10 protein-coding genes and 3 pseudogenes are annotated in these 12,228 nt (G+C 66.0%); 7 read left to right on the plus strand and 6 right to left on the minus strand.

Annotation, left to right across the window (positions count from 1 at the left end; all coding sequences use genetic code 11):
* Positions 1–13 precede the first annotated feature (13 nt).
* Together NJ376_RS27245 and NJ376_RS27250 are read left to right on the plus strand one after the other, a co-directional pair.
* Positions 14–85 (plus strand): annotated as a pseudogene (locus NJ376_RS27245) (hypothetical protein); the annotation flags it as partial.
* 82 nt (positions 86–167) lie between these two features.
* Positions 168–1,226 (plus strand): annotated as a pseudogene (locus NJ376_RS27250) (IS701 family transposase); the annotation flags it as partial.
* Positions 1,227–1,670: 444 nt separating this feature from the next.
* Here the strand turns inward: NJ376_RS27250 and NJ376_RS27255 are convergent.
* From NJ376_RS27255 to NJ376_RS27275, 5 genes are all read right to left on the minus strand, one after another.
* Positions 1,671–2,153, minus strand: a complete 483-nt coding sequence (locus tag NJ376_RS27255) for an Lrp/AsnC family transcriptional regulator (RefSeq protein WP_252956507.1) — start codon at positions 2,151–2,153, stop codon at positions 1,671–1,673.
* A gap of 117 nt (positions 2,154–2,270) precedes the next feature.
* A complete protein-coding gene (locus NJ376_RS27260) occupies positions 2,271–3,302 on the minus strand; it encodes an extracellular solute-binding protein (protein ID WP_252956508.1) in 1,032 nt (343 codons plus the stop codon).
* Positions 3,303–3,367: 65 nt separating this feature from the next.
* On the minus strand, positions 3,368–4,450 hold the full coding sequence (locus NJ376_RS27265; RefSeq protein ID WP_252956509.1) for an ABC transporter ATP-binding protein: 1,083 nt from the start codon (positions 4,448–4,450) through the stop codon (positions 3,368–3,370).
* A gap of 13 nt (positions 4,451–4,463) precedes the next feature.
* Positions 4,464–5,264, minus strand: a complete 801-nt coding sequence (locus NJ376_RS27270) for an ABC transporter permease (protein ID WP_252956510.1) — start codon at positions 5,262–5,264, stop codon at positions 4,464–4,466.
* The gene (locus NJ376_RS27275) at positions 5,254–6,135 is read right to left on the minus strand and encodes an ABC transporter permease (RefSeq protein WP_252956511.1); all 882 of its coding nucleotides are present in this window, start codon (positions 6,133–6,135) and stop codon (positions 5,254–5,256) included. The genes NJ376_RS27270 and NJ376_RS27275 overlap by 11 nt, the downstream gene beginning before the upstream one ends.
* Before the next feature lie 150 nt (positions 6,136–6,285).
* Between NJ376_RS27275 and NJ376_RS28935 the strand changes: the two genes are divergently transcribed.
* The gene (locus NJ376_RS28935) at positions 6,286–6,420 is read left to right on the plus strand and encodes a hypothetical protein (protein ID WP_256476635.1); all 135 of its coding nucleotides are present in this window, start codon (positions 6,286–6,288) and stop codon (positions 6,418–6,420) included.
* A 125-nt stretch (positions 6,421–6,545) separates the two neighbouring features.
* Positions 6,546–7,250, plus strand: a complete 705-nt coding sequence (locus NJ376_RS27280) for an aspartate/glutamate racemase family protein (RefSeq protein ID WP_252956512.1) — start codon at positions 6,546–6,548, stop codon at positions 7,248–7,250.
* A gap of 105 nt (positions 7,251–7,355) precedes the next feature.
* On the opposite strand, the gene NJ376_RS27285 is transcribed toward NJ376_RS27280, so the two are convergent.
* Positions 7,356–8,513 (minus strand): M20 aminoacylase family protein, encoded by a 1,158-nt coding sequence (locus tag NJ376_RS27285; RefSeq protein ID WP_252956513.1) that lies wholly within the window; start codon positions 8,511–8,513, stop codon positions 7,356–7,358.
* A 309-nt stretch (positions 8,514–8,822) separates the two neighbouring features.
* Between NJ376_RS27285 and NJ376_RS27290 the strand changes: the two genes are divergently transcribed.
* The 3 genes and pseudogenes from NJ376_RS27290 to NJ376_RS27300 all read left to right on the plus strand — a co-directional run.
* Positions 8,823–10,211, plus strand: coding sequence for an LLM class flavin-dependent oxidoreductase (locus NJ376_RS27290; RefSeq protein WP_252956514.1), 1,389 nt, complete (start codon positions 8,823–8,825; stop codon positions 10,209–10,211).
* A gap of 106 nt (positions 10,212–10,317) precedes the next feature.
* Positions 10,318–11,721, plus strand: coding sequence for an aminotransferase (locus NJ376_RS27295; RefSeq protein WP_252956515.1), 1,404 nt, complete (start codon positions 10,318–10,320; stop codon positions 11,719–11,721).
* A 396-nt stretch (positions 11,722–12,117) separates the two neighbouring features.
* Positions 12,118–12,228: pseudogene (locus NJ376_RS27300) on the plus strand (IS481 family transposase); the annotation flags it as partial.

The following is a 12,228-nucleotide window of genomic DNA, read 5'->3' on the forward strand; positions in this document are numbered from 1 at the left end:
AAAAGGCCGCTTCGTGTGGCCGCAGACGCAGAGCGGTGTCGTGACGCTGACGGCAGCGCAGCTCTCGATGCTGGTCGAGGGCATCGACTGGCGCCTGGCCGAGGCGATCGGCACGACCGCAGGCCACTGTATAGCTAATCGGGAATTGCCGTGGCCATCACGTCGCGAAGAAGGGCACGCTCTCGGTCGGCGTGGCGCGGCAGTACTGCGGCCAGTTGGGCAAGCGGGCGAACTGCCAGGCGCTGGTTTCGCTGACGCTGGCTGGACGAGAAGTGCCGGTCCCCGTCGCGCTGCGGCGGTTCCTGCCCGAGGAGTGGACCGCCGATCCGGAGCGCTGCGCGGCCGCCGGGGTGCCGGCCAACGAAATGGCCCACCGCCGCAAGGGCGAGATCGCGCTGGCCGAGTTGGACCGGCTCATCGCCGCTGGCCTGCGGTTCGGCCTCACCTTGGCCGATGGCGGCTACGGGGCGAGCGCCGCCTTCCGCCACGGGCTGAGCGAGCGGGGCCTGACCTGGGCGGCCGGCATCCCCCGCAACCAGAAGGTCTATGGCGTGGACGTCCAGCTGGTCCCGCCCTCAGGCCGCAAGCGGCGCCCAGCGCCGGACCAGGAGCCCCACGAGGTCGAGGCGGTGCTGGCGGACCTGTCATGGCACCGGGTGACCTGGCGTCGCGGCACCAAGGGTCCTCTGGCCGCCCAGTTCGCGGCCACCCGCGTGCGGGCCGGTGACGGCGAGACCTGGGCGAACAACCGTCACCTGCCGGGCGAGGAGGTCTGGCTGGTCGGCGAGTGGCGCCCGAGCGGTGAGCGCAAATACCACCTCTCCAACTTGCCGCCGCGGACCTCACTGCGGGCACTGGCCGCCGCCATCAAGGCGCGCTGGGTGTGCGAGCAGGGACACCAGCAGCTCAAGCAAGAGCTGGGCCTCGGCCACTTCGAGGGCCGGTCCTGGACCGGCCTGCACCGGCACGCGCTGATGACCTGCATGGCTTTCACCTGGCTGCAGCACCTCCGCCTCGCCGGGCAGCCCCCGACGGGGCCGGGGAAAAATGCCGCGCCGTGTTCCGGGACCGCCACCATCGCCAAGCCCGCCAGCCCTGCGCCGCGCCATCATGGCCCGGCTGTTCGCAGCCCTCGTCACGCCCATCCAGTGTCCGCACTGCCGGCGCAAGCTCAGGCCACCACCCGACTTCAGACTGCCCAGGTAGTGCTAAGGCCCGTTAGATAACCACTCGAAGGTGGCGGCGAGGTATAGTCCGCCGCTGAAGCTACAGCGGCTTATACCAAGCTGCCTATGGACTGACCCGTCGAGCCCACTTGAAGTCGGTCAATGATCGGATGCAGCCGGCTTCTGCGATGAGCTTGTTCCAAGCCTCGCAGTAGGCATCGACGATGGCGCGGGTGCCGCTGAACAGTCGACCTGACAGGTAGCGGTCCCGCAGGCTCTGCCAGACCTTCCGGATGGCGTTGCAGGCGCCGCACCACCAGCAGAAAGCGCTCTATCTTCGCCAGCCGCCGCAGTTCACGAAGCGACACGTCTTCCCCGATCATCAGCGCCGGCATGGTCCGTCTCCAGACAGCAGCATGCCAGTTGATAGATCATGCCCGACCGCGTCGACTCAAGCCCCAAGAGTCAGACCTTAGCACGACGGATATAATCCCAGTGCTCCGGTCAATGGTCTGTGGCCGCAGCGTCAATGGGGAAGGTGAAGCCGGCCTTGATTCGGTCCAGCACCACCATGGTCTTGAAGCCTTTAATGTCCGGATTCTCGTAGAAGAAGCGGCGAGTGAACTGCTCATAGCCTTCCATGTCCGCGGCCGTCACGACGAGAACGAAATCGGCGTCGCCTGTCGCGTAGAAGCCCATCATAATTTCCTTGGTGTTGCGGATTGCGCTCTTGAACCGGTCGATGATCTCGGCGCGTTCACGCTCCAGCGTGACCAGCACGATCATGGTGATCGCCCGGCCCAGCGCCTTGGGGGAAATGATGGAGACATCCCCTTCGATCACGCCTTCCGCACGCAACCGCTTCAGCCGCCGCTGACAGGCAGTCGGTGAGAGATTGACGACCCGGGAAAGCTGATCGGAGGTAAGACGGTTGTTCTTCTGAACAGCCTCGAGCAGCGCCGCATCAAAACGATCTATTTCGACCACTCGGCAGATCCTGCGCATCAAAACGGCTGCGACAGGGCCAGGCTAGATGCGGCCCCGAGCACTGTCAAAGGCGAGGGGCCAAACCCTCTCTAGGAGTAACCCCGGCCCGCGGCGGCGTCAGCCCTGCAGCACCTTGTTCATTTCCTCGATTAGGGCGCTGCGCTGGGTCATCAGGGCCACCCAATCGACCGGCTTCTTCAGCGCCACCCGCTCCGGCGAGTTGAACAGGACCTCCGGCGCATACTCGCCCAGCGCCACGTCGGTGGTGGGCGCATAGCGCAGCGTGCTCGGCAGGCCGAGCATGCCCTCGTCGGATAGCAGCTGGCTCACGACGGCCAGCGCCGCTTCCTTGTTGCGGCCATCGCGCACCACATTCATATAGGTCGCGATCGAGTACACCCCGGTCTCCGGGACCACGGTCTGGATCGGCGTGCCGGATTTCCGCAGTTCCAGCGCCCGCCCGTCCCAGAACAGTCCGGCCTGGGCCTCCCCCTGCCGCAGCAGTTGCAGCTCCTGCACCGTGCTGCTGGCGAGGGACACAATATTGGGCCGCGCTGCGCTCAGCACGCGCAGCCCGGGCGCTATATTCGTCACCGAGCCGCCATTCTCCTCGGCCAGGGCCAGCAGCGCCAGCAGCGCCGGACCTAAATTTGTGCCGAAGGTCACGACCTTGCCGCGCAGATCCGGGCGCGCGATGTCCGAGTATCGAGTCAGCGGTGTGCGGACGGTGTCCGAATTGAACACCGGAATAATGGTCGCCAGGCTGAAGGGGGCGCCATGCTCACCGAATTCGCGGAGGCCGGGCAGCAGCCGGGCGGTGTTCGGCACCTCCGCTGTGCCGAAGGCCTCGATGACATTGGCGCGCACCAGGTCGGGCATCAGCGGGCTGTCGGTCATCAGCAGGTCGAGATGCGGGCGGCCAGAATTCGAGATCAAGCGCACCACGTCGGCCGCCGAATTGGATGCGGTGACAATGACTTTAAGACCCGTCCGCTCCTCCAGCGGCTTCAGCACATGGTCCGTCAGCGTTCGATCATAGGTGCCGCCATAGCCGTTCATCCGCAGCGTCACGCCCGCGAATTGCCGCTGCTGCGCGTGAACCGCCGGCGCCGCGAGGGCGGACGCCGCGGCCAGGGAACCAATCCGCAAGAAAGCACGTCTTTCCATGCTCGACCTCCAATAATGCGATCAGTGGGCCCCCGCCGTTCGGGGTATCAGTTTCCGTCGGTCACGAAGCGCACACCGGTGGGGTCGATCACGATGTCGATCTCATCCCCGGCCCGGGGCCTGCGCCCCGGGGCGTAGCGGCCATCCATCAGCAGCCGGGCATCGCCGACGCGCAGCTGCAACCGGGTCGCCGCGCCCATATACTCCGAAGTCTCAACGACTGCCCGGTGCACCGGCGCCCCTGGCGCCTCGGCCGCGTGGCGCACATATTCGGGTCTGATGATTGCCGTCGCCGCGCCGGGCCGCCGCGCGACCGGGAAACGCAGCCCGCGTTCCGACAGGAAATCCCCGCCTTCGTCCACCCTGCCTTCGAGCAGCGAGCAGGTGCCGATGAATTCGGCGACAAAGCGCGTCTGCGGGGAATCGTAGATCTCCTCGGGCGTGCCGATCTGCTCCACAGCGCCCTTGTTCATCACCACGATGCGGTCGGCGAGGGTGAGCGCCTCCTCCTGGTCGTGGGTCACGAACAGCGTCGTCATGTCGAGCCCGCGGATCAGGCTGCTCAGCTCTTCCCGCAGTCTAACGCGCAGCTGCGCGTCGAGGTTGGAGAAAGGCTCGTCCAGCAAAAGCACCTTGGGCTGCAGCGCAAGGGCCCGGGCCAGCGCCACGCGCTGCTGCTGCCCGCCGGAGAGGGCGCGCGGGTAGCGGTCCGCCAGGTGCTGCAGCTCGACGCGGCGCAGCACCTCCGCGATGCGTGCCTGGCGCGCGGCCTTCGGCATGTTGATGTTGACCAGGCCGTACTCGACGTTTTTCGCGACGGTCATGTGCGGGAACAGCGCATAGTTCTGGAACACGATCCCGACGTCGCGCCGATAGGCCGGCACGCGGGTGACGTTGTCCTCATCAAGCCAGATTTCGCCAGCGCTGGGTTCCACGAAGCCTGCCAGCATCCGCAGCGTGGTGGTCTTGCCGCAGCCCGACGGACCCAGCAGGCAGACCAGCTCGCCCTGGCGGATGTCGAGTGACAGGGCGGCGACGGCCTGGAACGCGCCATAGCTCTTCTCGATGCCGCGGAAAGAGACGACCGTGTTCGTTTTCGTCACACGGGCGGGGACGGCGCTCATGTTCATCCTCGCTTCGCTCCTAGATGACCGATTTCGCGCCGGAGATCCGGTCGGCAATAAAGATGGCCAGGACGGTGACCAGGATGACGACGGAGGAGACCGCGGCGACCAGCGGATCGTAGTTCTGCTCGACATAGGAGAGCACCTGCACGGGCAGGGTCACCTCGCCGTCGTAGTTCAGGAAGACCGAGAGGGTGACGTTGCCAAAGGAGGTCACGAAGGCGAACACCATCGCGGAGATGATGCCCGGGAAGAGCAGCGGCAGCGTGATGGTGCGCAGCACGGTCAGCGGCGGTGCTCGCAGGCTCATCGCCGCCTGTTCCAGATTGCGGTCGAACAGCACCATGCTGGCCGAGAGGGTGCGGACCACATAGGGCAGGGTGATGACGAGATGCCCCGCCAGCAGCCCCAGGAAGGTCTGGCCCAGCCCGATCCACACCAGGAACTGCATCAGGCCGAGCCCGAGAACCACGGTCGGCACCAGCAGCGGCGACAGCAGGAAGGAGCGCACCAGGCCGAGCCCGCGGAAGCGATACCGGTCCACCGCGTAGGCGGCGGCGAAGCCCAGCACGAGCGAGACAAGCGTGGCCAGCGCGGCAAGCCGGAAGCTCAATCCCAGGGAGTTCATGAACAGGTCGCTCTCCCATACCGCGCGGTACCAGCGCAGCGAAATGCCGGGTGGCGGGAAGCGCAGGATGTCGCCGGGTGTAAGGGACGCCGCCACCACGATCGCGGCGGGCAGCAGCAGAGAGGCATAGACTGTCCAGCGCACCAGGAACCCGAGCGCGGCGAACAGCCTGTCACGAAGGTCAGCGGACATGCAGCCCCCTGGTAATGCGGCGGACGACGAGCATGTTCACCAGGGCGAGGACACCCAGGCCGACAGCCAACAGGATGAACGACATCGCGGCCCCGAATGGCCAGTTCATCGTCGTCAGCACCTCGTCGAAGATCAGCCCGCCCAGCATCTGGGTGCGCGCGCCGCCGATGAGCCGCGGCGTGACGAAGGCCGAGACCGTCATCACGAAGACCAGCGTGAAGCCCGAGACGATGCCCGGCGCAGCCAGCGGCACGACCACCTTGCGGAAGGTCGTCAGCCGCGTTGCGCGCAGGCTGGTGGAGGCATGCTCCAGCACCGGGTCGATCTGCAGCACCACATTCATGATCGAAAGGATCATGAAGGGCAGGAACTGCTGGATCAGCACCACCAATACCGCCGCGCGGTTGAACAGTAGCTGCCGCGGCGCCTCGATGAGGCCCAGGGCCAACAGCAGGTTGTTCAGCAGTCCCTGGCGCCCGAGCAGGACCATCCAGCCGAAGACCACGACCACCAGGCTGAGCGTAAGCGGCACGATGATGAGGATCATCCGGAGCCGCCGCTTGGCCGGCGGCATCCGCGCCAGCGAATAGCCCACCGGAAAGCCGAGGACGATGCAGCCAACCGAGACGATGATGCCGTAGGCCACCGTCTCCAGCAGGACGGAATTGTACAAGGTCGAGGAGAAGAACCGGGCGTACTGGGACAGGGTGAAACCCGTCGCGCCCATGGAGGAGGTGCCGGGAAAGAAGCTGGTCCGGAACACCGAGAACATCGGCACCACCAGGAACAGCAGCAGCAGGGCCAGGGCCGGCAGCAGCAGGAGCAACCGGGCACCAGGCCGGCTCTCAACATCGATTGGCACCGCGCTCATGCCGCCCCCTGCGCCGCTGGCGGGGCGGCGCCTGTCGCGGCGCATCGCGGTCCGCCGGTCCTCCAGCCCGAACGCCCGCGATGCGTAAATATCTCTCTCTTCCCCACCCCGCCCCACCTCTGCTTCAGTCCGATTGAGGAAACCGGAACAGTGCCGGCGACCACCCCAAAGCTCAACGCATTGGGGCAGGCTAACGCCGAATTTGCGCTGAATTCCGGTGAAATTGGGCCCTTGGCGCAGTTTTTCGGCGCTAACGGGGCAAAACAAGACGCAAAACATCGATGAAAATATTGCATCTGTTGGTCTGTTGCACAGGAATGTTGTGGCTGCTGGGTGCAATCAGCGTGCCAGGCGCCGCGGAGGCTCGCGCGGCCCATTCCCGGCGCATTCGGCACAGGAAACCCGAATCCATGACTGACCAGCTACCTCGCGCACTCGGCGTCCTAGGCCTCGAACGGGGGCTGCCGCCGGGTGCTGTCGCACCGCCCTTGCCGGGCTCCCTGCAAAGCTCCGGCACTTTCGGTCTGCCGGTCCTGGTGGAGACCGTGCCGGGCGCCTGGGTGGAGAATGTCGTGCGTGGCGACGCCGGGTTGGAGGACGCCTATGTCGAGGCGGCGCGGCGGCTGGTCGGGCGCGGGGCGGTGGCCATCAGTTCCACCTGCGGCTTCACCATCCGCTTTCAGGATGCCGTCGCAGCCGCCGTGCCGGTGCCCGTTGCGATGTCGAGCCTGCTCTTCCTGCCGACGCTGCTACGGCAACTGCCCCCGAACCGGAAGGTCGCGGTACTGACTTATGACTCGACCTATTGCACGGAGGAGATGCTCGGCCTTAGGGACCCTGCGGACCGGGCCCGGGTGGTGATCGGCGGCATCGAAGGCGGAAAATTCTGGCATGACGAGATGCGCCGCCCGCCCCCGCCGCTGGACGTGGTGGCGATCGAGGCGGATGTGGCCGCCTGCATCGCGCGCCTGCGCGCCGCCCAGCCGCAGATCGCGGCTATCCTGTTCGAATGCGCGGGCTTTCCGCTGGTCGCGGCGGCGATCCGCCGGCTGACCGGGTTGCCGGTGTATGACATCATAGGTGTCTGCCGCACCATGCTGGGCGGCGTCGTCTGAAGCCGTGCCCGAGCCAGGACGCCCGTGCGCGAGCCACCAGGCAGATGCCCGCCGCCCGGGGCGATCGCGTGCGGACGACGCACCTCCCCCGGGCTTCCGGATTCCTCAGGCCGGAAGTGCGGCCTTCACCAGATGCACCCAGTAGCCGATGCCATAGGGCAGGGCCTCGTCGTTGAAGTCGTAACCCGGATTGTGCAGCAGCGGCGTGGAGCCGTTGCCCAGGTAGATCAGCGCGCCCGGCCTGACCTTCAGCATATGGGCGAAGTCCTCCGTCCCCATGCGCGGCCTCATCTGGTCGTTCACCGCACCGGGCCCGACAAGGGCCGCGGCGGCCCGGATGGCGAGGCCGGTTTCCTCGGCATGGTTGAAGGTGACCGGCGTGTCGCGCCGGTAGTCCAGCTCGGCGTCGCCGCCGGACGCACGGGCCACGCCGCGAGCGATCTCCAGGATCCGCCGCTCCGCCAGGTCCTGCAGCGCCGGGGAATAGGTCCTGACGGTGCCGGCCAGCTCGGCGTGATCAGGGATGATGTTGTAGGCCGTGCCCGCATGGATCTGCGTAATCGACATCACGAGCGCCTCGATGGGGTCCGCATTCCGAGACACCAGGGTCTGCAGGCTGCACAATACCTGGCCCGCGATCGGGATGGGGTCCACCGTCTCGCTGGGCCGAGCCGCGTGGCCGCCGCGCCCCCTGATGATCAGGTCGAACTCGTCGAGCGAGGCCAGGATGGGGCCGGGGCGGATCGCGAAGCTGCCCACCGGCAAACCCGGCGAGTTGTGCATGCTGAACACCCGCGAGATGCCGAAGCGCTCCATGATCCCTTCCTGGATCATCTTCAGCGCGCCCGAGGGCAGGATCTCCTCCGCCGGCTGGAAGATCAGGGCGACCGCGCCCCTGAAGTCGCGCTCCTCGGCCAGGCACTTCGCCGCACCCAGCAGCATTGCGGTATGCCCGTCATGCCCGCAGCCATGCATCTTGCCCGCGACCCCGGAGGCCCAGGGTTTGCCCGAAGCTTCGAGGATAGGCAGCGCATCCATATCGGCGCGCAGCCCGATCGTTGGTCCATCCCCCCCCTTGCCCTGAATGACCGCGACGATCCCGGATTTCGCGATGCCCGTCTCGATATGGTTGATCCCGAAGGAGGTGAGCTGCGCGGTGACGAAGGCGGCAGTCTCCTCCAGATCGAAGCCGATCTCCGGGTTGCGGTGCAGGTGGCGGCGCCATTCGGCGACCTCGCCCTGCATTGCATGGTACCGGTCCATCTTAGTCATCCTGGTCACCCCTCGGCTTGGCCAGCGGGCCCGCGGCAGGCAGCGGCACGACGCCGACAGTCAGGATACCTGGCAGGGCGCGCCGATCCGCGGCTCAAATGGCCAGTAAACGCAGGATTCCTGCGGGTCCGAGGCAAACTTCGCACTTCTCGACCATGCGTCGGTGGCTAGACTTCGCACAAGATCGCAACCGGCCGGCCGCCCGGCCCACGGGTCGCGGCTTCACCATCGAACCAGGCATCGCGGGGCGGCAGCCCCGGCCGCACCGACCAATAGCCAGCAGAGGTGGGATCGACCCAGATGATGAACCTGATGACCGGCATCTTTCCCGTTGGCTCACATCTCGCAAGCTGGCGGCATCCCAAATCCTGGCCGAAGGTCACCATGGAGCTCGATGTCTTCATCGAGACGGCGAGGATCGCCGAACAGGGCAAGTTCGACATGCTGTTCCTGGCGGACGGCAATGCCGTGCGCTCGATGGACGAACCGCTGATGTTCCTGGCGAACCCCAGCGTCAATCGCCCCTCCACGTACGACCCGCTGATGCTCATGGCGGTGCTGGCACAGTACACCAAGCATATCGGCCTGTTCTGCACCGCGACCACCACCTATGACGAACCCTATCTGCTCGCGCGCCGCTTCGGGTCGCTCGACCATCTCAGCAAAGGCCGGGCCTGCTGGAACGTGGTCACTGGTTCTTATGAGATCGATGCCCTCAACTTCGGCCTGTCCCGGCATGTGGCGCGCGAGCAGCGCTATGAGCGGGCGGAGGAGTTCGTCCGCGTCTGCAAGGGGCTGTGGGACAGCTGGGCCGCGGATGCCTTCATCGAGGACAAGGCAAGCGGCCATTTCCTCGATCCATCCAAGGTGCAGCGTCTGAACCACGACGGAAAGCATTTCAGGGTGCAGGGCCCGCTCAACGTGGGACGTCTGCCGCAGGGTTATCCGGTCATTGCATCGGCCGGCCAGTCCGAGCCGGGGCGGGAACTCGCAGCCAAACATGCCGACGTCATCTTCTCCATCGCACTCACGAAGGAGGAGGCGCAGGAATTCTACGCCGACCAGAAGGCACGCGTGGTGCGCCATGGGCGCGACCCGGACAAGGTTCGGATCCTGCCGGGCGTCACCGTCTATGTCGGCGAGACCGAGGCCGAGGCCGATGCCCTGTGGGACGAGCTGGCGGAATTGATCACGCCCGAGGTCGGTGTGGCGATGCTCTCCAAGCTGTGCTGGACCGACCTGTCGGGCTACCCAATCGACGGCCCGATGCCGGATCTGTCCGGCGAGGTGCTGGGCATGCAGAGCTACCGCAAGGCCATCGACGATCTGGCCAAGCAGAAGAACCTGACGATCCGCGAAATGTACAAGATCGTCGTGCCCGGTGCCGGCCACCTGACCTTCAAGGGCAACGTCACCCAGGTCGCGGACCAGCTGGAGGAGTGGTACCGCGACAAGGCTGCCGACGGCTTCAACATCATGATGCCTGTGCACCCCTACTCGCTGCAGCGCTTCGTCGACCTGGTCATCCCGGAGCTGCAGCGGCGCGGCCTGTTCCGTACGGAATACCCCGGCACCACCCTGCGCGAGACGCTGGGGCTGGAAGTGCCGCCGCGCGGCGTCAATCCCAACGGGGCCTGGGCGCCCGCCAAACACCAGAAGCACGCTCTGACCACCGCCGCGGCGAAGTAATCGCCCATCCTGTGCGCATGGCCGGGATGGAGCCCATGACGGGCTCCAGACCCCGATGCGCGCCCGCACCGACCGGCACACGAGCCAAGATCAAGGAAACCGGCATATGAAGCCCGATATCGCAACGATCGCGGAGATGGATCGCCGTTCGGTCCTGCATCCGTTCACGCAGGCCAAGGAATTCAGTGAAGGCAGGGCCGGCGACCCGACGATCGTCGATACCGCCGACGGTATCTACATCCAGGATGCCCACGGCAACCGCCTGCTGGACGGCTTCGCCGGCCTTTACTGCGTCAATATCGGCTACGGCCGCACCGAAGTGGCGGAGGCGATTTCGCGCCAGGCACATCGCCTGGCCTTCTATCATTCCTATGCGGCACACACGACGGAGGAGCTCGCGATCCTGTCCGACCGTCTCGTGAAGATGGCGCCTGGCCGGATGAGCAAGGTATTCTACGGCATGTCGGGCTCCGACGCCAACGAGACCCAGGCCAAGCTGGTGTGGTACTACAACAACCTGCGGGGGAAGCCGAAGAAAAAGAAGATCATCTCCCGCGAGCGCGGCTACCACGGCTGCAGCGTGGTGTCCGGCTCGATGACGGGCATGAGCTTCTATCATGACCACATGGACCTGCCGTTGGCGCGGATCATCCACACTGGCGCTCCGCATCAGTACTGGCACGGGCACGAGGGAGAGAGCGAGCTCGACTTCTCCCGCCGGCGCGCGGCGGAGCTGGACGCCCTGATCGAGCGGGAAGGCGCGGATACGGTGGGCGCTTTCATCGGCGAGCCGGTTTTGGGGACGGGCGGCATCACCCCGCCGCCGGAAGGCTACTGGGAGGCCATCCAAGCTGTGCTCCGCAAGCATGACGTCCTGCTCATCGCGGATGAGGTCATCACGGGCTTTGGCCGCACCGGCTCCATGTTCGGCTGCGACCACTACGGGATCGAGCCCGACCTGATCACCGTCGCCAAGGGCCTGACCTCGGCCTATGTGCCGCTCTCGGCCGCGATAGTGGGCGAGAAGGTCTTCGAGGTGCTGAAGGACGGCGCGGACCGCGTCGGCTCCTTCTCGCATGGCTATACCTACTCGGGGCACCCGCTGGGTGCCGCGGCGGCCAATGCGGTTCTCGATATCGTGGAACGCGAGGATTTGCCGGGAAATGCCCGGGTCGTCGGGGCCTATTTCCAGGACAGGCTGAAAAGGGCGTTCGCGCAGCTGCCCATCGTGGGTGAGGTGCGCGGCGTGGGCCTGATGGGCGCGGTGGAATTCGTCGCGGACCGCGAGCGCAAGCTGCGCTTCGATCCCAGCCTGAAGGTGGGCGCGCGTATCTCCCAGGCGGCACGCGACCGAGGCCTGATCGCACGTGCGATGCCGCAAGGCGACATCCTGGGTTTCTCTCCGCCGCTGGTAATCACTGAGGCCGAGGTGGATGAGATGGTTTCGATTGCCGAGACCGCCGTGCGCGTAGTGATGGATGAGCTAGCCGGAAGCAGACAACGGATCTGATTCCGCTGACGACCCTACCAGACAAGGACGCTATCGAGCGGCGCACCGTCGCCCGGTGTGTACAACCTCGTAATCTCGGCCGGCCAGTCTTTGACTGCGCAAAGGATCTTCTCCGTGCCGAGGTTTCTCGTTGCAGAGCACGAAGCGCCAGCACCGTGATATAGAACCGGCTACAGCGTGAAGGCGTTCTGCTCGTCCGTGTGGCGCTTCCGCTTCGTGGCACGCTCCCCTCCTTGGGGTTCACAGTGCCCGAAAAACTTGCGCCTCGGCTGGATCAGTCTCGAGGGTCAGGACCATTGGGTTCGTCCTTAGCTGACCCGAAAGCGGCGAGGCGGCTAGCTGTTTGGTCCCGGGGTTTGATCGTGCGGTCTTCCAGCAGGCGTGGAAGGGCGCGCTATGGGCCAGGTTCATCATGGGAGCGCCGCAACGACAGCGGCGATCCGTCGAGCGATCCAGCATAGTCAAGAGAGCCTGAGAGGGCTCGCCAGCCGCTACGGGATCACCCCC

The organism is Siccirubricoccus soli, assembly GCF_024178315.1.
GTDB lineage: Bacteria > Pseudomonadota > Alphaproteobacteria > Acetobacterales > Acetobacteraceae > Siccirubricoccus > Siccirubricoccus soli.

Coding starts and splice junctions, on each gene's coding strand:
- NJ376_RS27275 (WP_252956511.1), bottom strand. CDS start 6,135: ATGAGCGCGGTGCCAATCGATGTTGAGAGCCGGCCTGGTGCCCGGTTG.
- NJ376_RS27280 (WP_252956512.1), top strand. CDS start 6,546: ATGACTGACCAGCTACCTCGCGCACTCGGCGTCCTAGGCCTCGAACGG.
- NJ376_RS27265 (WP_252956509.1), bottom strand. CDS start 4,450: ATGAACATGAGCGCCGTCCCCGCCCGTGTGACGAAAACGAACACGGTC.
- NJ376_RS27270 (WP_252956510.1), bottom strand. CDS start 5,264: ATGTCCGCTGACCTTCGTGACAGGCTGTTCGCCGCGCTCGGGTTCCTG.
- NJ376_RS27285 (WP_252956513.1), bottom strand. CDS start 8,513: ATGGACCGGTACCATGCAATGCAGGGCGAGGTCGCCGAATGGCGCCGC.
- NJ376_RS27295 (WP_252956515.1), top strand. CDS start 10,318: ATGAAGCCCGATATCGCAACGATCGCGGAGATGGATCGCCGTTCGGTC.
- NJ376_RS27290 (WP_252956514.1), top strand. CDS start 8,823: ATGATGAACCTGATGACCGGCATCTTTCCCGTTGGCTCACATCTCGCA.